Genomic DNA, 26,057 nt, shown 5'->3' with positions numbered 1-26,057 from the left:
GTTGATCGAGCGCGTCGTACTGGGGGTCCCGCACATGCAGCACGCCACCTTCAGCGCGCCCTCACACGTGCTTGCCGCGCTGCTCCGTCGCCGTTCGGCCACACACATCCTTGCCGCGCTGCTCCTCACCACCGTTCTGGCAGCCCTCTTCGGTGCGAGCCCGGCCGCTGCGGCAACGCCGACCGGTCGTGTGGAGGCGGCGACCTCCGTGCGTGGTCGGGTGGCCCTCATCGGGGTGCCGGGGCTCCAGTGGAGTGACCTGGACGAAACCCGTACCCCCAACCTGTGGAAGCTGGTCTCCCAGGGCGGCTCCGCGTCGCTTTCCACGCGGGCTGTGCCACCGCCCGACCGTGGCGTCACCTGCCCGATGGCCGGGTGGCTGACCGTGTCGGCGGGCCAGCGGTCCGGCACAGCAGGGCGTGGTTGTCCGGCGATTCCGGTGCCCCGGGGCGCCGGTGAGGGCGCCACGGTTCCGGGCTGGTCGGCGCTGGTCGCGTATCAGGCCGACACCGGGTACGACGCGCGGCTCGGCACGCTGGGCGGGCTGGTGACGTCCTCGGGCGGCAAGGTCGCCGCCATCGGCCCCGGCGCCGCGTTGGGCGCTGCCGATACGACCGGAAAAATCGCCAAATATGCCGATACCCCGGAGGCTCTCGGCGACCCCACTCCGTACAACCTGATCGTCATGGACGCCCCCGACCTCGCCGCCGCCTGGGCCCGTCAGCCGCTCGACGAGTACGGCGTGCCGACCCCTCTCCCCACCGCGACGAGACAGGCCGCCGTCACGCAGGCGGATCGCCGCATCGGCGCCCTGCTCGGCAAGCTGCCGAACGATACGACCGTCCTGGTGGCGGGCGTCTCCGACATCACCACGAACCCCCACCTCCACGTCGCCATCGCGACCGGCCCCTCCCCTAGCGGCCGGCCGTATCTGCACGGCTACCTGACGGCGACCTCCACCCGCCAGGACGCCCTGGTCACGATCACCGACCTCACCGCCACCGTGATCCAACTGCTGGACCTGGAGGCGCCCCGCGAGGTGGTCGGGCGCGCCTGGCAGAGCGACGTCACGGAGGCCCCGGCCACACCCGCCGACACGGTCAACGAGCTGTCGGACAGTGATCTGGCCAGCCAGGTGCTTCGGGAGGTTCGCGGCCCGTTCTTCGCCGTGTTCGTGACGGTCCAGCTGGTCTTCTACGCCTTCTCCGCCCTGGCCCTCCGCCGCCGTCGCCGCTCCGCCGGGGCTGGACAGACCCCCACCCCGACCACCGACCGTCCTGAAGGCTCTAACGGCCCTGAGGGCGGGGAGGGCGCTGACGGGATCGAAAGTGCCGCTCCCGCCCGGCCTGCGCCTGCCGGATCCACACCAACGGGCGCCTCGACCGGAGAAGCCGCACCCGCAGGAACCGGTTCCGCGGGTAGCTCGTCCGGCGAGACGGCTGCTGTAGGAGCCGCGTCTGCGATGCACATCTCTGCGGAGAGTCGCGGTGACATCGATGGTGCCGGTGCCGTTGGTGCCCATGGTGCCGGTGGGCCGGCAGCGTCGGGGCCGGTGCCGGCGAGTGCTTCTCGGCTGCTGGCGGTTGTGCAGGTGGTGGCCGTGGTCAGTGGGGCCATTGCCGTCTCCACGTTCCTCGCGCAGTTGGTGCCGTGGTGGGCCCTGCCTTCGCCGATGTTCGGCGTCATCGTGACCATCCTCGCCATCGCCGGGTTGATCACCGGGCTGGCGTTCGCCGGGCCGTGGCGGGCGCACGTGCTCGGGCCTCTTGCCGTGGTCGCCGGCATCACCTCCGTCGCTCTGCTTGTCGACGTCATGACCGGGTCGACGTTGCAGGTCAATGCGGTGACCGGGTATGAGCCCGTCACCGGGGGGCGGTTCTACGGGTTTTCCAACATCGCCTTCGCCGTCTACTCGACAGGGACCGTGCTCGGGCTGGCGGGGGTCGCCCAGTGGCTGCTCAAGCGGGGAGTGTCGAGGTTTGTCACGGTGCTGGTGTGTGGCGCGTATGGGGCGTTGGCGGTGTTCGCGGATGGGTGGCCGTCGTGGGGGGCGGACTTCGGTGGGGTGCCGGCCTTTGTGATCGGTTTGGCGGTCTTCCTCATCCTGCTGGCCGGGCGGCGGGTCTCGATCACGAAGCTGCTGCTGGTCGGGGTGGCGGGAGCCGTCCTCATCGGGGGCATCTCCCTCTTCGACTGGCTGCGGCCGGCGGCGCAGCGCACTCACCTGGGCAATTTCGTGCAGCAGATCATCGACGGTCAGGCGTGGACCGTGGTCTGGCGCAAGTTCAGCGCGATGATCGGCGTCACCGTCGGGAACTGGTCTCTCACGCTGCTCTCGCTGGTCGCGCTCGCGTTCCTCTTCTGGGTGCTCAATCGGCCGTCGCGCTGGGGTGCTCCCGCGCTCGGTCAGGCGTACGCGCTCGCGCCGACGCTCCGGGCCGGGCTGTTCGGGGCGCTCACGTGCGCTTTCATCGGGTTTCTCATCAACGACTCGGGCATCGCCATCCCGGCCATGGCACTCACGGTGGCGGTGCCGTTGACGCTCGCGGCTTCGGTACGCGCCCTGCAGCTTGCCACGCCCACCACACCAGAGCAGCGGTCAGCGCGATCAGTGCCCACGGGGCGATCCGCGACCTGACGACCGTACGGAGCCAGTCGAGGTCCTGAGGCATGACGTGGTCGAGGACGCGGGCGGGCAGGTAGGCGAGGGAGAGTATGAGCAGGTGCGTGATCAGCAGCCCGTCGAGCGCCGACGCCCCGACCAGGGCGAGCACCCCGAAAGCCAGCCCGTCGTACCAGGGCAGGATGTACGGCGTCGCGAACAGGTAGGCGATGACGATCACGACGGCGACCACAGGGGCGCTCAGCCCGGCCGACCCGGGAGAGGCGAGCGGGTGCGGTGAGCCCGAGGCGTGGAGTCTGGACATCAGGCGGAACAGCGACCAGGCCACAAGGGCGAGCACGAGCAGCGAGCCGATCTGGATCTCGCCCCGGTAGGCGCTGCCTTCGCCGATGATCGACTGCAGCCGCCCCTGGACGAGTTTCCAGAACGAGGCCAGTGAGATCGACTTGCTGGTGCGGGTCATCGGGCTGATCGCCTCGGAACCGACGATCACGTAGCCGACGACCACCACGGCCAGGGCGGTGCCCGCCATCAGGGCCAGGCGACCGGGCCGCCGTCGGAGCTCCCAGGCCGGGCCCAGCGCCACCAGGCCCGCGTTGATCTTCACCGCGACGCCGAGGCCGAGCAGGAGCCCGGAGCCGACCGGGCGGCCCCGGGCCAAAAGGGCGGCGACCATGCAGGCGACGGCCAGGGTGTCGACGTGCATGCCGGCGACCAACTGGTAGAGCAGCAGCGGGTTGGCCGTCCACAGCAGGGCCGCGCGCAGCCGCCGTTCGGGATCGTGTTGGGTGAAACGGTCGATCAGCAGGCCCGTCGCGATGAACGCGGCCGCGTTGACCAGGGCCAGGACGAAGATGGTCAGCCGGAGCGAGTCGCCGCCGATCCAGCTCGCCAGGGCCTGCACGGCCGTCGCCACCGGGCCGTAGACGCTCGGCTCCTCACGCCAGGGGGCTTCGACGGCGCCGGCGATGGGGTCGGCCGGCAGGTCGACGGCGCCGTGGGTGTAGGGGTTGACGCCCAACGTCACCATGCGTCCGTACGCGGCGTAGTTGAGGTGGTCGCCGGAGCCCGAGGGCGGCAGGAAGGCCAGCAGGGCGGCGGCCAGGCAGCCGAGGCGCACCAGCAGCCGGGGGTCCGGCAACCACTGACCGGCGCCCGGTGGGCCGGTGGCGAGCAAGCCGCTCGGGGACGCGCGAGTGAGCGCGAGCAGCAGACCCAGTGAGCCGAGTGCACCGAGCACGATCGCCGCTGCGGCGAGTGCCACCACGAGGTGGGGGCCGGGATCCAGGTGCAGGGAGAAGGGCGGTTGCCAGGCGGGGCCGCTCAGCGCGGGGACCATGACGGACGGGCCCAGCAGGCCGATGGCGATCGTCAGCAGGATCGAGGCGCCGATCGCCGCCGTGGCCGGCTGCGCGAGCCGGCCTGGCGCCTTTCCGCGCCGCGTCTCCGAAGTCACCCGCAAATTCCAGCACACTCGCCACGACGGTCAGGCCCGAGCTCAGCCAGCTGTGGATAACTCGGGAAGGGCGTCTGCCGAACACCTACCGCGGATACGGCAGATACGGCAGGACGATCCGAGAGCTCCGCGCGCCGTGACCCTCGTCCTCGGGCGCACCGCCGGAGTCCGCCTGGGACACGCTGCCGGAGCCTGCTTGTGACGCGCTGCCGGACCCCGCCCGGCCTTTCACGGACGCCCCGTCGGCACCCGCCCGGCCTTTCACGGACGCCCCGTCGGCACCCGAGCGGCCTTTCACAGATGCGTCGTCGGCAGCCGGCCGGGCTTCGGGCACGCCACCGGCACCCGCCCGGCCTCCCATGGGCGCGCCACCGGCGCCTTCCCGGCGCCTTCGCTCCGCCGCGAGCACGATCTCCGCCACCGTCTCCTGGACGCCACCGCTGATCTCCACGTACCGCAGCAGACCGGTACGTTCCAGAACGGTCACCAGCCGGTCTGGAGGGTTCGCCAGGATGATGCGGCCACTGCGCGTGGCCTGTACGCGCTGCAACGCCACCGCCAGCGCCCCGACCAGGGAGGAGTCGTAGAACACCAGATCAGCCAGGTCGAACACGAGAATGGGCCCCTCGGACCAGTCCCACACCTCCTGGATACGCGCGCTCAGACGCGCCCGACCGGCGTGATCCAGCTCGCCGCTCGCCCGAAGGACTGTGCAATGAACGTGGCGGATGGTGTCGATTCGCACTGCACGCGCGCTCATCGTTCCACTCACTTCCCCTAGCGTCGCCCTCCCCTCTGCCCGGGAAACGCCATGTCCAACGGTTCCGGACGGGTGAAGGCCGTCACAACACCACATGCTCAGACGACTTCGAAGGTGGCCATCATGGCCATGTCCTCGTGTTCGAGGTTGTGGCAGTGAAAGACATAGCGGCCGCGATAACCGGTGAACCGGGTGATGATCTCGACGGTCTGGGCGTCGCGCAGCTCAATCGTGTCCTTCCACTCCGGCGGCCCGGCGGGGCGCTCACCGTTGACCGACAGCACCTGGAACTGCGCCAGGTGCAGGTGTACGGGGTGGGCGACGTCGCTGGTCAGCCGCCAGATCTCGATGTCACCGAGCTTGGGCCTGGCCTCGATCCTCTCGGGGTCGAAGGGCTTTCCGTTGATCAGCCATGCGCCGCCGCCGTGCATGGTGCCGCTGTTGAAGTCGAAGTCCCTGGTCACGGCGGCTTTCGACGGGTCGAGGCGGTCCACGTTCGACAGCACTTGCGGGATCGTCGACTCGTCGGCCTCGTCGCGGTCCACGACGAACCGCATCACCTTGGACTGCGGGCCCTGTCCATCCAGGTTCCGCAGCTCGATCTGGTCGCCGATCCGGTAGGCGCCGAAGTCGACGACCACGTCGGCGCGTTCGGCCGGTGCCAGCCGTACCTGCTTGGCGGCTCTGGGGGCGGCGAGCAGGCCGCCGTCGCTCGCGATGCGTACCATCGGGCCGCCCGACGACAGCGCCAGCTCGTACGTCCGCGCGTTGGAGGCGTTGAGCAGCCGCAGCCGGTAGCGGGCCCTGGCCACCCGGAGCTGCGGCCAGGGGGCGCCGTTGACCAGGATGACATCGCCCAGCACCCCGCCCATGTACGCCTCGCGCACGCCCGGCTTGCCCGGCAGGCCCGGGTACGGCATCGAGCCATCCTCGGCGAACGACCTGTCGCAGATCATCAGCGGGAGGTCGCGGTCACCGGCGGGCAACCCCAGAGCCTCCTCCGCCGGGTCCCGTACCAGGAAGAACCCGGCCAGTCCCCGCCACACCTGCGGCCCGGTGTAGTCCATCCGGTGGTCGTGGTACCAGAGCGTGGCCGCCCGCTGCCGCAACGGGAAGGTGTAGTCGCGCCGCGCGCCGGGCTGTACCAGGTCGGTGGGGTAACCGTCGGACTCCGGCGGAGTGTGCCCGCCGTGCAGGTGCAGCACGGTCGGCTGGGTGAGGCCGTTCGACAGGCGCACCACGGTCGTCTCCCCGCTGCGGGCCTCGATGGTCGGGCCGGGGAACTGCCCGCCATACCCCCAGATGGGAGTACGCAGGCCGGGCAGGATCTCCACCTCGGCGGCCTGTTCGACCAGGTCGTAGTGGCCGGGACTCGACGGCTTGGCCGGCGCGGGCACCGGCAGCGGCACCGCGAACGGCTGGGGCAGCGGCGCGCCGCTGGTCAGCAACTGGGGCTGGGGCGTGCGGGACAGCAGCGAACACCCGGGCGCCGCCGCCACCGCCGCCGCGCCCAGCCCGAGCAGCCGCAACGCCTGGCGCCTGGTGACCGTCATGCCGTGGCCGGCGCACGGCGCGGCATCACCCGGCTGATGTGCATGACGCTGCCGCCGAACAGCAGCACGCCGAGCGGCACGTGCAGCGCCTTCACGTGCGCCATGCCCAGGGCCGCCTGGGCGACCGTGATCGCGAGAGTGAACGCGGCCGACCCCACGAAGCGCGCCGAACCGCCACCCGGACGCCACACCAGGATCGCCGCGATCAGGTTGAGCACGCCGGCGGCCAGCGCGGCGATCGCCGTGGCGGCGTGCAGGGCGCGGCCTCCGGGTGAGGACAGCAACTGCCCGGCCGTAATCGCCTGTGTCAGGAACGCGGCGGCCTGCACGATGGCCATGACGCGTAGCAGGGGAAAGAACTTCGGTGTCATGACCGAGATGGTGTCGATTGTCCTCGCCCGGGGCGTCGTGCCTGGGAAGACACCTGTGACTACCACGTGGGGCGCGGGCCGGACGCGACTACCACACAGGGAGTAGCGCCGGTTCCGACCTGGTGCGGAGGAGGACGATCGGGAAACGCCGTACTGTGCAGGAATGAGCACTCGGTGGCGGCCGCTCGCGGCCGATGTGGCCGTCTCAGTGGCGCTGGGCGTCATGCTGCTGGTGGTCGCGCTGTCGACGCCGGGCACGGGCGTGCTGGAATATGTCGTCGTTGTAGCCGGTTCGCTGTCGCTCCTCCTCCTTCGCCGGGCGCCGGTGGTGGCGCTGGTGATTTGTACCGTCTGCATGCTCGTCTTCTCGGTCGAGGCGCATCCGGGCCCACCGGCGGCGTTTCCCGTCATTCTGAGTGTGTTCGCGGCCGTCCATGCCGGACATCGGCTGGTGGCCGCGGGCGCGGGGGCCGTGTTCCTCGGCGGCAGCCTGGTGGCGAGCCTGGCCACCGCCACCGACCAGCCCGCCCTGAACAGCCTCCAGAACACGAGCCTGCTGATCGGCTGGTTCGTCGCCGCGGGCGTGGCCGCCACGGTGAGCAGGCACCGGCAGGCGTACCTCCACCAGGTCGAGGAACGAGCCGCCGAGGCCGAGCGCACCCGCGAGGAGGTCGCCCTGCGGCGGGCGGGAGAAGAGCGGCTGCGCATCGCCAGGGAGCTGCACGATTCGCTCACCCACAGCATCTCGATCATCAAGGTGCAGGCGGGCGTGGCCGTGCATCTCGCGCGCAAGCGCGGCGAGGAGGTGCCCCCGGCGCTGCTGGCCATCCAGGAGGCGAGCGGTGACGCCATGCGCGAGCTGCGGGCGACGCTGGAGGTGCTGCGTGACTCCGATGCCGATGCCGGTGAGGCGCCGGGTAGCGGCTTGGACCGGCTCGACGACCTGCTGGACCGGGCGCGGTCCGCGGGCCTGCCCGCCACGGTGCTGATCACCGGTACGCGCGGGTCGCTGCCCGCCGAGGTCGACAGGGCCGCGTACCGGATCGTGCAGGAGGCGCTGACCAACGTCGCGCGGCACGCGGGCGGCGCGTCGGCGGCGGTACGCATCGACTACGGCCTGGACGAGCTGGTCGTGCAGATCGACGACGACGGCCGGGCCGGCGCGGACACGACCCACGTGCCCGGTGTGGGGCTGCTGGGCATGCGCGAGCGAGTCGCGGCCCTGGGCGGCCGGTTACGGGCCGAGGCCAGGCCGGAAGGCGGATTCACCGTCCGCGCCGAGCTCCCTGTGAACCTCTCCACCACACACCCCACGAGCGTCCCTGTCGGACTCCCTTCGGGAGGACGGTCGTGATCCGCGTACTGCTCGCCGACGACCAGGCGCTCATCCGGGCGGGCTTCCGTGCGCTGCTGAGCGCCGAGGACGACATCGAGGTGGTGGCCGAGGCCGCCAACGGCGAGCAGGCCGTCGCCCTGGCGCTGGAGCACCGGCCGGACGTCGCGCTCATGGACGTGCAGATGCCGGTGATGGACGGCATCGAGGCCACCCGGCGGATCGCCGCCGACGAGCGGCTCCACGGCGTACACGTGGTGATCCTTACCAACTACGGGCTGGACGAGTACGTCTACAACGCGCTGCGGGCGGGCGCGGGCGGCTTCCTGGTGAAGGACACCGAGCCGACCGACCTGCTCCAGGGCGTGCGGGTGGCGGCACGGGGCGACGCGCTGCTCTCGCCCGCGATCACCCGCCGCCTGATCGGCGAGTACGTCGGCCGCCGCCCGAATCCCGCGCCCACCAGGCTGGAGATCCTCACCAACCGGGAGCGTGAGGTGACGGCGCTGGTGGCCAAGGGGCTGTCGAACGACGAGATCGCCACCCAGATGGTGATCAGCCCGACCACCGCCAAGACCCACGTCAGCCGGGCCATGACCAAGCTGCACGCTCGGGATCGGGCCCAGCTCGTCGTCTTCGCGTACGAATCGGGCCTGGTCCTGCCAAGGGGATGACGCCCTACGCGACATACTGGGCATAAGCAGCGCCAGGCAAGTGTGAACGTGATCTGGCGCATCCCTGAAGGGAGTGCCGGTGAGTATCATTTCGCGCGGCTTCCGAGGCCGGCGCAGGGAGGACGACGACCGGTTGCCGCCCGGCCAGTACCTGGTCGACGACTTCCCGGTGCTGTCGGCGGGACCGACGCCGCGGGTCCCGCTGGACCGGTGGGAGTTCGCCATCGACACCGAGGCCGAACAGACCCACCGATGGTCCTGGGCGGAGCTGATGGCGCTGCCGCAGGAGACACCGACGGTCGACCTCCACTGCGTCACCAAGTGGTCCAAACTGGGCACCGGCTGGCAGGGCGTCTCGCTCGACACGCTGTTCGAGAACGTCGAGACCTCCGTCGAGTACGCGCTGGTCTACTCCTACGGCGGCTACACCACGAACCTGCCCCTGGAAGACCTGCTCGACGGCAAGGCCTGGATCGTCCACCGATTCGACGGCGAGGAGCTCGAACCCCGCCACGGCGGTCCGGCCCGGCTGCTGGTCCCGCACCTGTACCTCTGGAAGTCGGCCAAATGGGTACACGGCATCCGACTGCTCGAAGAGGACTGGCCGGGATTCTGGGAGACCGCCGGCTACCACAACTACGGCGACCCGTGGCGCGAGCAGCGCTACGAGGGCGACTAGGTGCGCGGCCGCCTGGCCTGGCGAGCCGCCAGGCTGACCGGGCTGCGCGAGGAGACCGACAGTGCCCGCACGCTGGTCTTCCAGGTGCCGGGCTGGCCGGGACATCTGGCCGGCCAGCACGTGGACGTGCGACTGACCGCCGAGGACGGCTACAGCACCCAGCGCAGCTACTCGGTGGCCGCGCCGGCCGACGGCGACACGATCGAGCTCACCGTCGAACGGGTGCCCGACGGGGAGGTCTCGCCGTACCTCACCGAGATCATCGAACCCGGTGACCAGGTGGAGGTCCGCGGGCCGGTCGGCGGCTGGTTCGTCTGGCGGCCCGAGAGCAAGTCGCCGGTGCTGCTGGTCGGCGGCGGCTCCGGCATCGTCCCGCTGATGGCCATGATCCGCGCGCGCCGCCAGGCGGGTAGCCGGGTGCCGTTCCGGCTGCTGTACTCGCTGCGCGATCCCGGCCGCCGCTACTACGCCGAGGAGCTGCGCCGCCCCGACAACGGGCTCGACGTCGGCTACCTCTACACGCGGGCCGTCCCGGACGGCTGGCCGCGTCCGGCCGGTCGCATCATGCTGGACGACCTGGCCGAAGGCGGCTGGCCCGCCAGTTTCGAGCCGGAGTGCTACGTCTGCGGGCCGACGGGGTTCGTGGAGGCGGCGGCCGACCTGCTGCTCGCACTCGGGCACGCGCCCGAACACATCAGGACCGAACGCTTCGGCCCGACCGGAGGCTGACATGACCACCGAACACCTGGACGGCAACGCCCTGGCCGGCCCGCTCGCCGAGATCTTCGCCGTGGACATCACCGCGGCCGTCGGCCGGTGCGCGAGCTGCGGGCTGACCGGTCCCATCGCCTCGCTCCGCGTCTACGGCCCCGAACCCGGGCTGGTCGCGCGCTGTCCCGGCTGCGACGAGGTCGTGCTGCGCCTGGTCCGCGGGCCCGGCGCGGCCTGGCTCGACCTGCGGGGCGCCGTGTCGCTGCGATTGGGACTGCCCGAATAACGAATCCCACCCGATCCGGCTTAGTACACTCGGCACGCCAACCGGCCGAGATCTGTACGGCGGAGGTCTTGGCCGTGGGCAGCGGCCCGCGGCCCTGTCCCATGGGAGTCACGTGAGCAACGGGCTGCTGGACGCGCCGCCGTCCCCCCATGCGCCACCCCGCGGCCGCAAGCGCTGGCTGCTGTGGGTGATCGCGATCGGGGTGACGGTCGTGCTGCTGATCGCGGGCGTCACGGTAGGCGTCATCGTCAAGCTGACCGGCAACCTGAAGCACGACGACGTGACGGCCGAGGACCTCGGCGCGACCCGCCCGCCCAAGGTCGCGGGCACCGCGATGAACGTGCTGATCGTCGGCTCCGACCAGCGCGACGGCAAGAACGCCAAGTACGGCCACCACGTCGCGGGCGAGCGCACCGACACGATCATGCTCGCGCACGTCTCGTCGAAGCGGGACAACGCGATGGTCGTCAGCTTCCCGCGCGACTCGCTGGTGCAGCTCCCCGCCTGCCGCGCCAAGGCGGGCCTGACCGGCCAGCAGCCGCATCTGGGCATGATCAACGAGTCGTTCAACTCCGGCGGCATCGCCTGCACCTGGAAGACGATCGAGACGCTCACCGGCATCCATATCGACCACTTCGTCAAGGTCGACTTCACCGGCTTCAAGAGCATGGTCGACGCGGTGGGCGGCGTGGAGATCTGCCTGCCCGAGGCGGTCGACGACAAGAAGGCGCTGCTCAAGCTGGCCGCCGGGCGGCAGACGGTCAACGGCGAGCAGGCGCTCGGCTACGTACGTGCCCGTTACAGCCTGGGCGACGGCTCCGACATCGGGCGTATCCAGCGTCAGCAGATGTTCATCGCGTCGATGGTGAAGAAGGTCATGAGCGGAGAGACGCTCACCAACCCAGCCAAGCTCTACGGATTCCTCGACGCCGGCACCAAGGCCGTCACCACCGACCCCGGCCTGACGACCGGCGTCATGAAGGACCTGGCGGTCAGCCTGCAGGGCCTCAACGCGGGACAGATCCGCTTCATCACCACGCCGTGGCACTACTCCCTCACCCAGCCGGGGCGGGTGGAGTGGGTCCAGCCGCAGGCCGGGAAGCTGTTCCAGATCGTGTCCAAGGACGAGAGCGTGCAGGGCGTCAAGGGCGGGCAGACCAAGGTGTCCAGGTCCAAGATGCAGATCGAGCTGCGCAACGGCACCTATCGCACCGGTCTCGGCACGCAGGTGGCCGCCGCGCTGGAGCAGCGTGGCTATCACATCACCAAGATCGGCGACACGCCCCGCAAGCCGCAGGCGAACACGACCGTCTTCTACGGACCGAACGGCGAGACGGGCGTCCCGACCCTGACGAAGGACCTGCTCGTCTCCAAGACGAAGCTGGTCGCGGCGGCGCAGACCAGCCGGTTGGTGCTGGTGCTCGGCAACGACTGGAAGGGCACCAAGCCCCTCGCCACCAACGACACCGAGTCGCTGAAGGGCTTCGACGCGACCCACGACACGTGCGCGGCCTCCTGATCAGGCGATCTCCTGATCAGGCGATGAAGGCCGACAGCGCGGCCAGCGCCTCCACCACCTGGTGGGCGTCCGGGGTGCTCTCCGGGTCCAGCAGCCACTGGATCATCAGGCCGTCCGAGATCGCGATCAGCACCGAGATCAGGGCCTCCGGGGCGAACGGCAGCTGCACCCCCAGCTCCGCCGCCGCCCTGTTGATCATGTCGATGCCGGCCTGCCTGGCCCTGGCGTAGACGGCGGCCAGTTTCTCTCTCAGCAGGTCCTCGCGCAGGGCGGGCGGGTAGGCCTCCACGGCCAGGACCAGTTGCGGGCGCATTTCGGCGAAAACGTCGACCAGGGCCACCATGGCGCGTTCGAGCATCTCCCTCGGGCCGGCCAGCGGGCCGCCGAAGACCGCCTCCTCCACGTGCACGATCCAGGCGTCGTAGGCGCTCACGATCGCCTCGTTGAGCAGCGCGTCCTTGCCGCCGAAGTGGTAGCCGATGGAGGCCAGGTTGGTGCCCGACGCGGCGACCAGGTCGCGGGCGGTCGTCCGGGCGTAGCCCTTCTCCTGCAGGCAGGCGACGGCCGCCGCCAGGAGTCTCTCCCGGTATCCACTGAGCTCTGTTCTCGACACGCGTCTTATGCTACTGATATATACGAGCGTATATGACGTACGTATATATACGGAGGTAGAGAGATGCTCCCCCCTGGACCGAAACTCCCCGCGCTGCTCCAGACCGCCTGGCTTCTGACCGACCCGGTAGGCGCGTTCGAGAAGTGTCGCCGCAGGTACGGGCCGATCTTCACACTGCGCTTCTTCGGCTTCCCGCCCGAGGTCTATGTCACCACCCCCGAGCTGGCCGAAAAGGTCTACCAGCTCGACCAGGGCGGCGGCCGGGCCGGCCGGGTCCGGCGCGACTTCCTCGAGCCGATGGTCGGCGCGCACTCGCTGCTCACCCTGGACGACGATCCGTGGTGGCGGCACCGGCGGCTGCTCACCCCGCCGCTGCGCGCCAAGCAGATCGCCGGGTACGAGGGCGAGATCGCCGCCATCGCCGCCGAGAAGATCGCGACCTGGCCGCTCGGCACGCCGTTCGGGCTGCGCGACCGCATGCAGGAGATCACGCTGGAGGTCATCATCCGGCTGATCTTCGGCATCCGCGACGCCCAGCGGCTCGACCGGCTGCGCGTGCTGCTCCCGAAGCTGATCGAGGTCGGCGGCTCGGCGTCCCTGATGCTGCTGCCGCCACGGCTGCGCGAGGCCACGCGGCGCCTGCCGTTCGCGCCGTACGGGCGGTTCCTGCGGTTACGCGCGGCGGTCGACGAGATCCTGTTCGACGAGATCGGCCGGCGACGCGCCGAACCGGGCGGCACCGACGTGCTGGGCAGGCTGCTGGAGACCGAGCTCGGCGACCAGGAGGTGCGCGACGAGCTGATCACCCTGCTCATCGCCGGCCACGAGACGACGGCCACCGGGCTGGCGTGGGCGTTCGAACGACTGCTCCGCACCCCGGACATCCTCGACCGGCTGCCGCACGACGAGGAGTATCTCGACGCCGTGGTCAAGGAGGCACTGCGCGTCAGGCCGGTCGTCTTCGAGGCGCCCCGGCTGGTCGACGCCCCGCTCCGGCTGGGCGACTATGAGGTGCCCGCCGGATGGTACGCGGCACCGCTCATCGCGCTCATCCACCAGGACCCGTCGGTCTGGCCCTCACCAGAGGAGTTCAGGCCTGAACGCTTCCTGGACGGCGCGGACGCCCACGGCAAGGCGTGGATGCCCTTCGGCGGCGGCCGACGCTTCTGCGTCGGGGCCCAGCTAGCCCTCCTGGAGATGCGTGTCATCCTCCGAGAGGTGCTGAACCGCCTGGAGCTCTCCGCACCAGATCCGGCGCCGGAGGCCAGGCGGCTCAAGCTCGTCACCCTTGCCCCTGCGAAGCTGACACGCGTCAGCGCGCGTGCTCGGACTCCTGCTCGGACGCCGTAGTCGGGTGCATCTCGTCATGCGGCGAGTCGGCGCCCAGCTCCTCGCGGAGCCGGTCGTAGTCGATGTTGTGATTGGTGTACTTAAGCTGGCGAGCGACCTTCGTCTGCTTCGCCTTGGCTCTTCCTCGGCCCATGGCTACTCCCTAGTCCCCGCTGTCATCCTAGCCAACAACGTTACGACTTGAAGAATTATGCAAGTGCGCTGGATTAGTCTGGCAGTATGCACGTGGAGGTCAACCAGGCCAAGGCCGATTTCTTCCGAACACTCGGCCACCCCGCTCGCATCAGAGTGTTGGAGCTACTTCAGGAAGGCCCGCTTCCCGTCCGGGAACTCCTGGCCCAGATCGACATCGAGCCGTCCAGCCTCTCACAGCAGCTGGCGGTGCTGCGAAGAGCCGGGATCGTGAGCGCGATCCGCGAGGGAAGCACCGTCGTCTACACGCTGGCCACTCCCGAGCTGGCCGACCTGCTCGGGGCCGCGCGCCGCATCCTCACCGACATGCTCGCCGACCAGGGCGAACTCCTCGCGGAACTACGCGCCGAGGTCCCCTGACCGAGGGGCGGCCGACCAGGCGTCTGGGAGCTCCGACAATGCCGTCAATCCGACAAAAGTAAGAGCACGAGCTGGTCTTTCGGCAGTGTCGGGCGCCTCAGGGCCCTTCCTACGCTGCTGCTCATGATCCGCACTCGCCGCAGCGCCGCGGCCGTCCTCCTCACTCTGACCCTGCCCCTGTCGGCCGCGACGGCCGCCTCGATGTCGTTCCCGGCCGTCGCGGCCTCCTCTGCGGGCCGTTCCGAGGTGCGCCTCGCGATCCCTCGCCCCACCGGTCAGTACGGCGTCGGGCGCGACACCCTGCATCTCGTCGACGGCGAGCGCCGAGACCCGTGGGTGCCGGCAGCGGGCGCGCGTGAGCTGATGGTGTCCGTGTACTACCCGGCCGGCACCAGCGGGGGTGCTGCTCCGTACATGACCATGGACGAGGCCCGGCTCCTTCTCAAGGGGCAGAAGCTCGACACCCTCGTCAAAGCCGAACTGCTCGCCGGCACGCGCACGAACGCACGCGTCGGCGCCCGCCCCGTCGGCGGCAGGCACCCCTTGGTGGTGCTCTCCCCGGGCTTCACCCTCAACCGCGCCACCCTGACCACGCTCGCCGAGGAGCTCGCCTCCCAGGGCTACGTCGTCGCACTCGTCGATCATGCCTACGAGTCGTACGGCACCACTTTCCCAGGTGGCCGCACCCTGACCTGCGTCGCATGCGAGACGGTGGAGAAGGCCCCCTCCGATGAGGAGGAGAAGAAGCTGCTGGGCAAGGCCGCCGTCGGCCGGGCAGCCGATATCTCCTTCGTCATCGACCAACTGACCCACACCGGCGGACACGCGCCCGTCTGGAAGCACTGGAAGATGATCGATCCGCAGCGGATCGGCGCCGCCGGTCACTCGCTCGGCGGCAATGCCGCGGCGAGCGTCATGGCAACCGACCGCCGGGTGCGCGCCGGGGTGAACATGGACGGTACGTTCTTCGCGCCGATTCCGGACGCCGGCCTCGGCAAACGGCCATTCCTCATGCTCGGCACCAAGGCCCAGCACTCGCCCGACTCCACCGACACGAGCTGGCCGCGAGACTGGCGACGTCTGGACGGCTGGAAGCGGTGGCTGACAGTGGCCGACTCCGGCCACTTCACCTTCATCGACCTGCCCATTCTGGGCGGGCAGGCAGGGATCACCGACCCCACCGCACCGCTCTCCGGAAAGCGGTCGGGCGAGATCACCACGGCGTACGTCGGCGCCTTCTTCGACCAGCACCTCCGTGGCGAACACCAGCAGCTGCTGGACGGCCCGTCCACCACCAACCCCGAAGTCCTTTTCCAGAACCCCTAGGAACCGCGTTGAGGCCATCGCCCGCCAGCGGCTACTTGTCGGAGGAGGCGTTGGCGCCGGCCTCGCGGTGGGCGCGAGCCCTGACGACCTTGGGGTAGCGGGCGGTGAAGACGGCCGGGACGACGAACGAGAGCGCCTTGATGGCGATGACCACGGAGGTCGCGTGCGGCGCGGCGGCCAGCACGAAGGTCAGCGAGACGGCGGCGACGGTGAACGCGATCGCCCAGGCGGTGGTGATCACCACGTTGACCCGGTAGAAGACCGGGGTCTCCCAGACCTCCTTGGGCGCCATGGTCCGCGCGATGCCGAGCGTGAACGGCTTGCGGATGGCCAGGGAGCCCCAGGCGGTGCCCGCGAGCCAGACGTTGACCAGTGCCGGTCCGTACGGGGTGAGGACCGAATGCGGATCGACCAGCGACAGGACCGTGAGGCAGGCGAAGAACACCGCGGCGCTCGACTCGATCACCATCTCGTCCCAGGCCCGCCCCGACCGGCGATCCACGAGGACGAGGACCAGCGCGATGACGAGACCGGTGATGGCGCCCCAGCGCCACTCGTCGCTGGTGGCGATGATCGCATAGAGGATCCAGGGGGAGAATCCCAGCAAGCCGCGCATCTAGAGCTCCTCGTGACGTTCCTATGTAGACATGTCGAAAGTAGAACCTGCGGCGTCGATATGTCAATATAGGAACATGAGTCTTCGACACGCCGTGCTCGGCCTGCTCTCCGAGGGACCGGCGAGCGGCTATGACCTGATGAAGATATTCGACGTCTCCCTCGCGAACGTCTGGCCGGCCACGCAGAGCCAGCTCTACGCCGAGCTCGGCAAGCTGGCCGACGCCGGTTTGGTGAGCGTGTCAGCCGAGGGACCGCGTGGCCGCAAGGAGTATGCGATCACCGACGCGGGCCTGGCCGAGCTACGTCATTGGATCACCGAGGTGGAGCCGGTCAGGGCCGCGCGCAGCGACATGCTCCTGCGGGTGTTCTTCCTGGCCCAGGTGGATCCGCAGCAGGCCAAGGAGTACCTGCGACAGCAGGCCGAGATCATGACCAAGCAACTGGAACATATCGAGAGCATCCGGGGCTTCGTGGAGAGCGGGAAGGACAACTTGTCGGTGTACGGGAGGATCGCGCTGGAGTACGGCCTGCGCCTGGCCACCACGCAGCGCCAGTGGGCCGAATGGGCGGAAGAGCAGATCCGTTAAGCTCGCCCCATGGTCTCCGAACTGTTCGACCCGAAGGCGTGGCAGGTGGTCGAGGGATTCGACTTCACCGACATCACTTATCACCGGGCGGTCGACCAGGGCACCGTGCGGATCGCCTTCAACCGCCCAGAGGTGCGCAACGCGTTCCGGCCGCAGACGGTCGACGAGCTCTATCGCGCGCTCGACCACGCCAGGCAGACCACGGACGTGGGGTGCGTGCTGCTCACCGGCAACGGCCCCTCGCCCAAGGACGGCGGCTGGGCCTTCTGCTCGGGCGGCGACCAGCGGATCAGGGGCAAGGACGGCTACCAGTACGCCGACGGCTCGGCGTCCACCGGCCGGCTGCACATCCTGGAGGTGCAGCGGCTGATCCGCTTCATGCCCAAGATCGTCATCTGCGTGGTGCCGGGCTGGGCCGCGGGCGGTGGGCACAGCCTGCACGTCGTGTCGGACCTCACGCTGGCCAGCGAGGAGCACGCCCGCTTCAAGCAGACGGACGCCGACGTGGCCAGCTTCGACGGCGGCTTCGGGTCGGCGTACCTGGCCCGGCAGGTCGGGCAGAAGTTCGCCCGCGAGATCTTCTTCCTCGGCGACACCTACTCCGCCGCCGACGCGCATCGGATGGGGATGGTGAACGCCGTCGTCCCCCATGCCGCGCTGGAGGAGACGGCGCTGGAGTGGGGCCGCAAGATCAATGGCAAGTCGCCTACGGCTCAGCGGATGTTGAAATATGCCTTCAACATGATCGATGACGGGCTGGTTGGGCAGCAGGTGTTCGCGGGCGAGGCGACGCGGTTGGCGTACATGACGGACGAGGCCGCAGAGGGGCGCGACTCGTTCCTGGAAAAGCGCTCTCCCGACTGGTCGCCGTTCCCCTGGCACTACTGATCCGCTTGCCGCCGCCCTGAGGACGGCGGCACACCACCCGCAACGTGAAACCTTGTCGTTATTCACCGGCCGATGGCGCCGAATTCCGTCCTCCGTTATTTAGAGTTGCGGCGTGAGCGGAGATTTAGTCCCGCAGCCGCCAGAGTCGCGGATGTCCGACGCGGATCGCGAGCGAGTCGCGATCAGGCTGCGTACGGCGGTCAGCGAGGGGCGGCTGACGATGGAGGAGTTCGAGCAGCGGTTGAGCGGGGTGCTCGGCGCCCGGACGTTCGGCGAGGCTGAGCCGTTCGTCGCCGACCTGCCGGGGAGCCGGGTGGCGGCACCGGCACCGGAGAGCGGCGAACTGCGCTCCACAGCGGCTGCTCTCAAACGGCGCGGCCAGTGGGTCGTGCCCCGGCTGCTGCGGGTGTCGGCCAAGGCCGGGGCGGTGAAGCTGGATTTCACCGATGCCGTCATGGCCCATCAGGTCGTGGAGATCGAGCTGGACGTGTGGGCGGGCTCCACCACGCTCATACTCCCGCCCGGCGCCTCCGTGGACATCGACAACGTCGAGCTGATCGCGAGCCCCTCCAAGGTGCGGGGTGTGACGAGCTCGCCGTTCCCCGGGGACGGGCGACATTTCGTGGTCCACGGCAAGCAGCGGGCCGGCCGGCTGCTCGTCCGGCACCAGCACCGCTTCTGGTTCTGGCGGTGGTGAGCCCCGTACAGAGCGCTGGTCGTTTGAGGGACCGTCCTGATTAAAGTAGCTGTCAAGGGTTCCCCCCTATGGTGCTTCCGTGATCACGCCTTCTTACAGCAGGTCGACGCGGCTGTGCGCGGTCGACGACCTTGACGTACGGCTGCGGGTGCTCCTCGACGGCTACGCGGAGCAGCACCACCTCGGGGATCTGCGTGAGTCGGCGCGGATCTGCTGCGAGACCCACAGCGTTCCGCTTCAGCAGTCGCGGCGCGGGCTTTTCCGCAGGCTGGCACCTGCGCCGAAGACGGTGGAGAACCGAGCCGCCGCGGTGGTCACGGACACGTTCGTGGTGATCGCGCTGGTCCGGATGGACGGCGAGTCGGTACGGCTCGGCGCGCGCTTGGCCGATGCTGTCCTGGACGGTCCGAAACCCCAGGTGGCAGGCATGTTCGTGCACGCGCGTTGGCTGGGGCACGGCGAGGCCAGCTCGTACCTGCTGCCTCTGGACTCCGGCTCGGACGGGCAGGCATTCCTCGCCCGTCTCCGTGGCCTCACCGCCGCCGCCCGCACGCGGCCTTGAGCTCGCCCGCGGTCGGCCACCGCTACGAGACCGTGCGACCCCCAGGCGGAGTCGTTCACCTCCTTTACCGCCCGTCTCAACCCAATCGTGACCAAGGACTGCAATTCTGATACGTCCTTTGACTCGGCCTTGGGATGGGGATGAGACAGTTGCCGGCATCGAGGGTGTGGCGCCGCTTCGTCAGGCACGCGTCCGCTCTCTGGCTCGTCGGCGCGGTGATCGCGTTAGCCCTGCCGGCTCCCGCCCAAGCCCTGGCCGACAAGACCCTCACCCTGGCCTACACGTGTACAGGCGGCCCGTTCACCGACACATCGCTCAGCGTGCCGCTCACCATGCCCGATACGGCGACTGGCACGTTCGACGTCAAGTGGCGAATTCCCGCCCTTACTCTGCGCACGCCGCCGACCACCACCACTCAGGTCCACGTCGCCGGGAAACTCACGGTGACTGGCGGGACGCACACGGATCTCGAGAAGACCGGGGCGAGCGTCACCTCCGGATCCACGTCCGTACTGGCCGCACAGGTGACGAGCACGGTGTCTGTAACCGCCACCACGGGTGACGAGGTGACGGTCAATGGAGCCACCGATCAGGGCAGCCTGAAGCTGAGCCTGGCCAGCGCGCCGTCGGACGTGACCACGTGCACCACGACCAGCACGACCAGCGTGGTGGTCACGGTCGGGCAAGCCACCGGGTCCGGGACCGGCGACGTGGTCACCTACTCGTGCAGGACCGGCACGGAAGCCAGCCCCCAGACCGTCAAGATCCGCGTCACGCTCACGATGCCGACGAGCACCCCCAAGGCCGGCGAACAGTTCTCCATCGGCTGGTCGGGCACTTATGAGACAGGTTCCGAACTCGAGGCCCCGTCGACCGGGCTTCCTCCCGGCAGCAAGCTGTACGCGTACGCCTCGATCTCCGGCCTTTCCCAACTGACCTCCGCAGACGGAGTCGGCGAGCTGGGAACCGCCACCGCGAGCGACCCCATCACGCTGCCCACCAGCGTCGATATGAAGACGAAGTCCAAGAATTCCGGCTCGGCGACGGTGAAGCCGGCGGCCATCAAGATCGGCACCTCACCGAGCGTCTCCGTCATCGAGTGCGAGGTCCAGAACGCCTCCGCCCTGAAGACGTACCCCCTCACCATCGGCACCGGCAGCAAAACTTCCTCCACGCCCGATCCCGAAGAGACCCCGACCACAACTCCCAAGTCATCGACCAAGACCTCCTCCAAGACCTCGAAAACCCCGAAGGCAGGAGCCGACACGGGCGCGGGCGGCGACGCCGGCCCGGACGGCCGCATGTTCGTGCTGACGGGCACCGCCCTGATCGCAGCGGCCGGCATCGGCGGCCTGCTCATGCGCCGCCGCTCTGTGGTCAAGCCCTGAGCCAGGGACCGTGATCGCGATTCTGTCGGCCACCGCTGTTATGAATGACGCCATTATCTGATCTTCGTCCGGAGGCAGGGTTTCAATGGCGTTGGTGACGTTTCGCGATGAGACGGCGACAGGACGGGCGTTAGAGGAGTTCTCCTTGCCGGACCTGCCTGAGCGGATCTCGGCCCGGGAGCTGGTACGGCTGCGCGTACGCGAGGAGGTGGCCCGCTACAACGCTGCCCCCTCCCGCCAGTTTCGCGGCCTGGTCAAGCCCAGCGATGCCGAGGCCGAGCTGAACGGCTACCGGATGCCAACCGCGCGCAAGCTGAACTGGGAGCGTCAGGCCGACGCCGCCGAGGCCGCCTTCGCCCGCAACGGCTTCCTGTTGCTGGTCGGCGACCGCCAGATCGAGGACCTGGACACCGAGATCGACCTGATCGCCGACCCCGTCGTCTCCTTCGTCAAGCTCGTCCCGCTGGTCGGCGGCTGACGTGGGCGTTCTCGACGGCCTCCCGCCCACACGGCAGACGAGGTTCGGGCTTGGCGTGACCACCTGATGGCGATCGGTCTGCGCCAGCCGTACAAGCAGGCATTCCGCGAGCTCTACCTGCTCACGCCCGCCGAGGAGGAGACGCGCGACCACTCGCGCCGTTTCTCCAACCACCTGCTCCGGTACGGCCAGGCCAAGGCGCTGCTCACCAGCCGCGGCTGGACCGGCATGACCCTGGGCCACTGGGACGGCGCGGGAGGATCCGGATGGTGCACCGCCACCAAGGAGCTGCCCGGCGGCCTGACCGCCGCCTGGGACTTCCACCTGGACGAGCACTCCTACGAACGAGACGGCTACGGCACCGCCTCCATCTGCGTCAGCGGCGATCTCCGCTTCACCTCCGAGGGCGAGACGGTCCTGCTGGCCGAGGTGCCCCCGCTCATTCTGTCGGAAGCGCTGCGCGACGCCGACCTGGCCGTCGGCGTCACCTCCACCGGGCTGGACCCCAACGGAACCGGCGACTACTGGCAGTCCTACAGCTTCGGCGATCTGACCGAGTCCGCCCAAGTCCGCCGGGACGCCCTGACCCGGCTGCTGCCCCGCCTGACCATCGCCGACCGCTGCACGCTGGACGAGCGGTTCCTGCGTGTCCGCGGCGACCTGCGCACATACCGGATCCACCTCGGCTCGGGCAACATCCTCATGGAACCTAACGACGCCTATCTGTGCATCGTCCCCCGCGGCTCCGGTGACCAGGTCTTCCTGCCCTTCGAGGAAGATGGCGGCATGCTGTCGATCATCCTGTCCAAGGCCTTCCTCCTGGCTGCCGACACCACCGTCACCGACCCATCCATCACCCGCCAGATCCGACCCTGAGGTCGTCCGTGCCGTCGCCGAGCCCCACGCCTCGATCAAGACCTCCTCCAAAACCTCCAAATCTCCGAAGGCAGGAGCCGAACGGGCGCAGGCGGCAAGGCCGGTCCGGACGCCGCGCAGTGGCTGAGGATCTCAAGCCGTACGACGTTTGGGGTCGGTGTCTCGTTTCTCATGCGGGTACAAGTACCATTGGGTACCGGAGGAATATCATGGCTGCATCGAATGTCGCACCGCTCAAAGTCGATTCTGAGACCGACCAACTGATCTCGCATGGAGCGCATTTCCTTCACGTGACCAAGAAGGAGTTCGTCGCGCAGGCTGTACGGGTCTACCTCCAGGTCCGCCAGGCGGAGTTGCACGCGGCCATGCAGGAGGCGATGGCTCAACTGGACGGGACACACGCGGCGCGGGTCGCACTCGTCGCCGGGCTGACCGAGGAGCAGATCGAGGAGCTAGGAGGGGTGTCCGAGGGATGAAGCCGACTCGTCCGACCATCCGCTGCCTGCGCGAAGACCTCGGCTTCACCAAACTCCCGCCCGCACGGGTGGCACTGAACGAACTGGAGCATCCCTTGCTCCGTAAGGCCTCCGCACAGTTCTCCGGAGAGGGGCCGAGGGAACGGATCGCTTCGGTCGACGACAACGTCCTGTTCAAGGTCAAGATTCAACGATGGCGAGGAGCAGTGTGGGCCGACAGCCGCTGTCCTTGGCTGGTAGGGGCAGGCAGGCGGGAAGACGGCAGCCCGGACGACTTCTATGCGGCCCTCGCCGAGCGAGGACGACACGCTCGCAAGCTCTATAACAGCGGCAACTCTCCTGCGCTGACGACCGACACTCACACCGACGGCTTGCTGCCCAGTCCCCTCGACGAGGCGCGCCTACGACTCGAAGACGTCGAGCGCCAAATGCTTCGAATGGAGAGCTGCGTTCGCAGGCTGGTCGTCAACTCGCTGCTCAACGGGCGCGAGGAGCGCGAGGAGCTCAGCGGCTACACACTCGCCGTTCTCGTACGTGCTCGGGAAGACCACGAGACTTATGTAGGCATCCGCATCATCGGTAGCGTCACCATCGCCGAGCAGGCAGCTGTCCTGGACGCCGTACCTGGGTGCGAACGTGACAGCTGGTATCCCGACGTCATGCCGCACCGCGAAATCGATGCAGGTGAGGTGATCTGGTCCAACCTCATGGATCCGCACGCGGCCGCTTCGCTTCTGGCCGATGGCGGACTGGGCTAGGGTTCCCAACCGACCTCACCGCAACAGCTCTCCTGGTCAGAGAATCGGCGCGACGGGTGAGAGGATCAGCCACGAGCCGAATCCCGGCGGCGAACAGCCTCTGAAATCGCAGCTCCCGATACCTCTCGTGGATTTCTGCACGGAAGATACGCACAAGCCCGGCGGAATCACCACAAGCGATAGTTACGATCACGCGGTGGACACAACGAGCGATCTTCCTGACGCGCGTCGTCGGCGCGCTCCCATGGATGTCAGCGACAGGGCATGGGGGACGGTCGCCGTTTTGCTGGGACTCGTGATGCTTTATGCGACGAGCGCTCCCGGGGGGCACTTCACGTGGCTCATGTTCGCCGGCGTCTGCTGGCTGCTCTTCGGCCTCGGCTGGCTGGTCGTGCTTGGTGGCGTCCTTGTCAGGCGGGGGAGACTCGTCACATTACGCCGTCACTGGCCGTTCTGGGCTGTGCCGCCCCTGATCGTGGCACTGGTCGGCTCACTCGTCTACGTCGGTGCGCCGGTCAGGATGCGGTTCGAGTTGTCGCGCCCCGCCCTCGACAACTTCGCGAAGACGGTGTCAGAGGGGACGCCGCCCGGGAAGCGAAACTGGATCGGCCTGTATCCCGTCGAGTACCTTGACGGATCCCGCAACGCCTTTGGTTTCATGATCGACGACACGGGCTTCCTCACCAGCTACGGCTTCGCCTGGAGTCCGAACAGTGAGCCGGATATCGACGGGCCTGGCTACTACTGCCATTTCAACGGACCCTGGTACATCTGGGAGATCAGTGACTAACAGGCGGTCCGGCCATCTCGGGCGCCAGGGCCAGGAGCCGGTCAGAGAGGCTCCCGCCGTAGTACATGATCTCCACCGCCCCGCGATGCCTGATCAGCTTCAATATCTACTTCCTAATCAGTGGACTATGTATATCAATATTGGACGAAAGGAGATCGGTTCTGGTCTGCTAAGCGGTCATTGACGTCCATCGAGGTCGTGATCGCGTTCAGGTCTCTGGCCCGTGAAAGCAGGTGTTAGACCATGTCCTTAGGGCAGTTCAGCCCGTCCCGCCGTGCGTTGCTGGCCGCCGCGGCCCTCCTGCCGCTGGCGGGAGGCGAGGCCAAAGCATCGGCCGCCGCCCCCAAGAGCGCCCAGTCCTACTACGACCGCGCGGCCAGGCTGGCCGGCGACGACCCGGTCCTGCGGGCCCTCGTCAAAGCCCTCACGCCGGGCCTCTCGATGCCGACCGTGAAGCCCCTCCTGCCACTGAGGACCTTCGACGACGTCGCGGTGCTGGGCACCAGCTTCGTCCAGGCCACGGCCCTGCTCACCTCCCAGGGCATCATCCTCATCGACGCACTGGGATCACCGGATGACGCCGAAAAGATCATCGTTCCTGGGCTGCGTTCTGTGGGAGCGGATCCAGCGAAGATCAAGTACGTGGTGGTCGCCCACGGCCACAGCGATCATTTCGGCGGCGCCCAGTTCCTCGCCGACCAGTACGGCGCCCGAGTCATGATGAGCCGAGCCGACTGGAACCTCGTCGCCGCCGAACGCCCGGCCAATGCGCCCAAGCGAGACCTGGAGATCTCCGACGGACAGCGGCTCACCCTTGGCGAAACCACAGTCGCGTTCCACCACACGCCCGGGCACACGCCGGGCACCGTCTCGCCGATCTTCCCGGTGCGCTGGAAGGGGCTACGGCACACCGCGATGCTGTGGGGCGGGACCGCCCCGCCCGCCGCGACCGCGGACAAGCGCACCACTCTCTCCTCCGCGCTCGCCTTCGCCTCCAGGATGAGGCAGGCAGGGGTGGACATCGAGCTGAACAATCACGGGGGCGTCGACAACGGCCTGGCGCGCATCGAGGAGTTGCGCGCCGGGTCGTCGGGAGCGGGGAATCCGTTCGTCATCGGCCGTTCCAGGACGCAGCGCTTCATGAAGGTCATGGAGATCATGCTGCGCGGCCGCATCGTCCAAGGCCAAGAGGCGAACGCCGGCACGCCTTCAGGCGCCGCGGCCGCCTCACCGGGACGATCGACCCCCGTCTGCTGCTGATAGACGCCCGGGAGCCTGGGAACGTCGGCGGCCGGCAGGGCACGCGGATCGGATGGTGGGCCGCCACGTACTGGACGGCAGGCTGCTGCTCCTGGCCAAGCACTCGGGGTCAGAGCCAGTTGACCGGGACGTCCGGGCAGAGTCGCTGGTAGGGGCTGGCGTCGCGGGTGATGATGCGCCAGTCGGTGGCATTGCCCACGTCGGTGCGGCGGTGTGATGCGGCGAGTGCGGTGTGAGCGGCCGGTAGCGAGGCGACGTCGTGCTCCGCCGCCAGGGAGCCGACGGTGACGGCGTCATCCCTGTCGAGGGTGTCGACGTGGTGGGCGATCATGTACAGCAGGCCCTGCAGGCGTTCGCGGGCGGGTTCGGTGCGGACCTGGCGGGCGGCCTCGGCGGCGACGATCGTGGGGATGACGATGGGGTAGCCGCGGCGGACGGCTTCGCCGATGATCACTTCGATCTCGATGTCCTTGGCGAGCCAGTCGGTGAGGGCGGCGTGGTCGAGGACCAGGCCGGTGTCCAGGAAGCGCACGGCTATCGGTGGCTCTCCTCGATGCGGTCGAACATGGCGCGGACGCGGGCGAGCGTGTCGGCGGGGGCGTCGTTGAGGTCATAGCCGACGAGCTCGCGCCAGGCTGCCATTCTGCGATCTCGGTCGAGCTTCTCGGCGACGGCTTCGTCTATGTAGGTGGAGACGGTGACGCCGTGGGCGGCGGCGGCTTGCTTGAGTTGCCTGCCGACGTCCTCGGTGTGGGAGAAGCTGGTCCGCTTGTCCTTCGTCTGCATACGATTGAGGATAACACTGCATACGTTTCGCCTGCGGCAGACTGGGTGGGTGGAGATCGTGGTGCCTGCTGCTTTGACCGAGTTTCA

Annotated in this window: 29 protein-coding genes and 1 pseudogene; 21 read left to right on the top strand and 9 right to left on the bottom strand. The window is 68.8% G+C overall.

Going from position 1 to position 26,057, the window contains the following annotated elements; translation table 11 throughout:
* Position 1: 1 nt before the first annotated feature.
* Positions 2–2,638, top strand: a complete 2,637-nt coding sequence (locus tag AB0B91_RS59195) for a hypothetical protein (protein WP_358341008.1) — start codon at positions 2–4, stop codon at positions 2,636–2,638.
* Here the strand turns inward: AB0B91_RS59195 and mptB are convergent.
* From mptB to AB0B91_RS59175, 4 genes are all read right to left on the bottom strand, one after another.
* A complete protein-coding gene (gene mptB / locus AB0B91_RS59190; RefSeq protein ID WP_358341006.1) occupies positions 2,520–4,079 on the bottom strand; it encodes a polyprenol phosphomannose-dependent alpha 1,6 mannosyltransferase MptB in 1,560 nt (519 codons plus the stop codon). The genes AB0B91_RS59195 and mptB overlap by 119 nt on opposite strands.
* Positions 4,080–4,164: 85 nt before the next feature.
* Positions 4,165–4,839, bottom strand: a complete 675-nt coding sequence (locus AB0B91_RS59185; protein WP_358341005.1) for an STAS domain-containing protein — start codon at positions 4,837–4,839, stop codon at positions 4,165–4,167.
* Positions 4,840–4,937: 98 nt separating this feature from the next.
* Complete coding sequence (locus AB0B91_RS59180) at positions 4,938–6,392, bottom strand: multicopper oxidase family protein (RefSeq protein ID WP_358341003.1); 1,455 nt, start codon at positions 6,390–6,392, stop codon at positions 4,938–4,940.
* Complete coding sequence (locus AB0B91_RS59175; protein ID WP_358341001.1) at positions 6,389–6,763, bottom strand: hypothetical protein; 375 nt, start codon at positions 6,761–6,763, stop codon at positions 6,389–6,391. Before AB0B91_RS59175 ends, AB0B91_RS59180 begins: the two co-directional genes overlap by 4 nt.
* Before the next feature lie 163 nt (positions 6,764–6,926).
* Between AB0B91_RS59175 and AB0B91_RS59170 the strand changes: the two genes are divergently transcribed.
* The 6 genes from AB0B91_RS59170 to AB0B91_RS59145 all read left to right on the top strand — a co-directional run bounded on the left by AB0B91_RS59170 (position 6,927) and on the right by AB0B91_RS59145 (position 11,965).
* The gene (locus AB0B91_RS59170) at positions 6,927–8,117 is read left to right on the top strand and encodes a sensor histidine kinase (protein WP_358340999.1); all 1,191 of its coding nucleotides are present in this window, start codon (positions 6,927–6,929) and stop codon (positions 8,115–8,117) included.
* The gene (locus AB0B91_RS59165; RefSeq protein WP_358340997.1) at positions 8,114–8,770 is read left to right on the top strand and encodes a response regulator transcription factor; all 657 of its coding nucleotides are present in this window, start codon (positions 8,114–8,116) and stop codon (positions 8,768–8,770) included. Before AB0B91_RS59170 ends, AB0B91_RS59165 begins: the two co-directional genes overlap by 4 nt.
* A 79-nt stretch (positions 8,771–8,849) precedes the next feature.
* Entirely contained in the window at positions 8,850–9,449 is a 600-nt protein-coding gene (locus AB0B91_RS59160) for a molybdopterin-dependent oxidoreductase (RefSeq protein ID WP_358340995.1), read from the top strand.
* On the top strand, positions 9,450–10,178 hold the full coding sequence (locus AB0B91_RS59155; RefSeq protein ID WP_358340993.1) for a ferredoxin reductase: 729 nt from the start codon (positions 9,450–9,452) through the stop codon (positions 10,176–10,178). It abuts the gene before it with no gap.
* 1 nt (position 10,179) lies between these two features.
* A complete protein-coding gene (locus tag AB0B91_RS59150) occupies positions 10,180–10,446 on the top strand; it encodes a DUF6510 family protein (protein WP_358340991.1) in 267 nt (88 codons plus the stop codon).
* Positions 10,447–10,558: 112 nt separating this feature from the next.
* Positions 10,559–11,965: an LCP family protein gene (locus AB0B91_RS59145; protein ID WP_358340989.1), complete on the top strand. Its 1,407-nt coding sequence runs from the start codon at positions 10,559–10,561 to the stop codon at positions 11,963–11,965.
* A gap of 16 nt (positions 11,966–11,981) precedes the next feature.
* Here the strand turns inward: AB0B91_RS59145 and AB0B91_RS59140 are convergent, their stop codons facing one another.
* Positions 11,982–12,578: a TetR family transcriptional regulator gene (locus AB0B91_RS59140; protein WP_358340987.1), complete on the bottom strand. Its 597-nt coding sequence runs from the start codon at positions 12,576–12,578 to the stop codon at positions 11,982–11,984.
* 63 nt (positions 12,579–12,641) lie between these two features.
* Here AB0B91_RS59140 and AB0B91_RS59135 point away from each other — a divergent pair, with 63 nt between their 5' ends.
* Positions 12,642–13,928 (top strand): cytochrome P450, encoded by a 1,287-nt coding sequence (locus tag AB0B91_RS59135; protein WP_358340985.1) that lies wholly within the window; start codon positions 12,642–12,644, stop codon positions 13,926–13,928.
* On the opposite strand, the gene AB0B91_RS59130 is transcribed toward AB0B91_RS59135, so the two are convergent.
* A complete protein-coding gene (locus AB0B91_RS59130; RefSeq protein ID WP_219534937.1) occupies positions 13,891–14,061 on the bottom strand; it encodes a DUF3073 domain-containing protein in 171 nt (56 codons plus the stop codon). The genes AB0B91_RS59135 and AB0B91_RS59130 overlap by 38 nt on opposite strands.
* 86 nt (positions 14,062–14,147) lie before the next feature.
* Here AB0B91_RS59130 and AB0B91_RS59125 point away from each other — a divergent pair, with 86 nt between their 5' ends.
* Together AB0B91_RS59125 and AB0B91_RS59120 are read left to right on the top strand one after the other, a co-directional pair.
* Entirely contained in the window at positions 14,148–14,480 is a 333-nt protein-coding gene (locus AB0B91_RS59125) for a metalloregulator ArsR/SmtB family transcription factor (protein ID WP_214635030.1), read from the top strand.
* A gap of 123 nt (positions 14,481–14,603) precedes the next feature.
* Positions 14,604–15,806 (top strand): alpha/beta hydrolase, encoded by a 1,203-nt coding sequence (locus AB0B91_RS59120; protein WP_358340983.1) that lies wholly within the window; start codon positions 14,604–14,606, stop codon positions 15,804–15,806.
* A gap of 31 nt (positions 15,807–15,837) precedes the next feature.
* Here AB0B91_RS59120 and AB0B91_RS59115 read toward each other — a convergent pair whose 3' ends face one another.
* On the bottom strand, positions 15,838–16,422 hold the full coding sequence (locus AB0B91_RS59115; protein WP_358340981.1) for a hypothetical protein: 585 nt from the start codon (positions 16,420–16,422) through the stop codon (positions 15,838–15,840).
* A gap of 76 nt (positions 16,423–16,498) precedes the next feature.
* Here AB0B91_RS59115 and AB0B91_RS59110 point away from each other — a divergent pair, with 76 nt between their 5' ends.
* The 11 genes and pseudogenes from AB0B91_RS59110 (at position 16,499) to AB0B91_RS59060 (ending at position 25,184) form a co-directional block, all read left to right on the top strand.
* Positions 16,499–17,011, top strand: a complete 513-nt coding sequence (locus tag AB0B91_RS59110; RefSeq protein WP_358340980.1) for a PadR family transcriptional regulator — start codon at positions 16,499–16,501, stop codon at positions 17,009–17,011.
* A gap of 9 nt (positions 17,012–17,020) precedes the next feature.
* Positions 17,021–17,899, top strand: coding sequence for a 1,4-dihydroxy-2-naphthoyl-CoA synthase (locus AB0B91_RS59105; RefSeq protein ID WP_358037222.1), 879 nt, complete (start codon positions 17,021–17,023; stop codon positions 17,897–17,899).
* A 112-nt stretch (positions 17,900–18,011) separates the two neighbouring features.
* Positions 18,012–18,596 carry a DUF1707 domain-containing protein gene (locus AB0B91_RS59100; RefSeq protein ID WP_358340978.1) on the top strand — a complete coding sequence of 195 codons (585 nt, stop codon included), beginning with the start codon at positions 18,012–18,014 and terminating at the stop codon, positions 18,594–18,596.
* Between the two features lie 79 nt (positions 18,597–18,675).
* Positions 18,676–19,158, top strand: coding sequence for a hypothetical protein (locus AB0B91_RS59095; protein WP_358340976.1), 483 nt, complete (start codon positions 18,676–18,678; stop codon positions 19,156–19,158).
* Positions 19,159–19,298: 140 nt separating this feature from the next.
* Positions 19,299–20,546, top strand: coding sequence for a hypothetical protein (locus AB0B91_RS59090; protein WP_358340975.1), 1,248 nt, complete (start codon positions 19,299–19,301; stop codon positions 20,544–20,546).
* A gap of 85 nt (positions 20,547–20,631) precedes the next feature.
* Entirely contained in the window at positions 20,632–21,024 is a 393-nt protein-coding gene (locus AB0B91_RS59085) for a hypothetical protein (RefSeq protein WP_358340973.1), read from the top strand.
* Positions 21,025–21,060: 36 nt separating this feature from the next.
* Positions 21,061–21,900, top strand: a pseudogene (locus tag AB0B91_RS59080) (DUF4132 domain-containing protein); the annotation flags it as partial.
* 290 nt (positions 21,901–22,190) lie between these two features.
* Positions 22,191–22,376, top strand: coding sequence for a hypothetical protein (locus AB0B91_RS59075; RefSeq protein WP_358340971.1), 186 nt, complete (start codon positions 22,191–22,193; stop codon positions 22,374–22,376).
* Entirely contained in the window at positions 22,373–23,134 is a 762-nt protein-coding gene (locus AB0B91_RS59070) for a hypothetical protein (protein ID WP_358340969.1), read from the top strand. Before AB0B91_RS59075 ends, AB0B91_RS59070 begins: the two co-directional genes overlap by 4 nt.
* A gap of 196 nt (positions 23,135–23,330) precedes the next feature.
* Complete coding sequence (locus AB0B91_RS59065; protein WP_358340967.1) at positions 23,331–23,924, top strand: hypothetical protein; 594 nt, start codon at positions 23,331–23,333, stop codon at positions 23,922–23,924.
* A 243-nt stretch (positions 23,925–24,167) separates the two neighbouring features.
* Positions 24,168–25,184: an MBL fold metallo-hydrolase gene (locus tag AB0B91_RS59060; RefSeq protein ID WP_358340965.1), complete on the top strand. Its 1,017-nt coding sequence runs from the start codon at positions 24,168–24,170 to the stop codon at positions 25,182–25,184.
* Between the two features lie 109 nt (positions 25,185–25,293).
* On the opposite strand, the gene AB0B91_RS59055 is transcribed toward AB0B91_RS59060, so the two are convergent.
* Positions 25,294–25,716: a hypothetical protein gene (locus AB0B91_RS59055; RefSeq protein WP_358340963.1), complete on the bottom strand. Its 423-nt coding sequence runs from the start codon at positions 25,714–25,716 to the stop codon at positions 25,294–25,296.
* Between the two features lie 2 nt (positions 25,717–25,718).
* Complete coding sequence (locus AB0B91_RS59050) at positions 25,719–25,970, bottom strand: hypothetical protein (RefSeq protein ID WP_358340961.1); 252 nt, start codon at positions 25,968–25,970, stop codon at positions 25,719–25,721.
* Between the last annotated feature and the right edge of the window lie 87 nt (positions 25,971–26,057).

It is taken from the genome of Nonomuraea sp. NPDC049141, from assembly GCF_040648415.1.
Classification (GTDB): domain Bacteria; phylum Actinomycetota; class Actinomycetes; order Streptosporangiales; family Streptosporangiaceae; genus Nonomuraea.
Note: the sequence above shows the minus strand (reverse complement) of the source record. Positions and strands in the feature narration are given on the sequence as shown.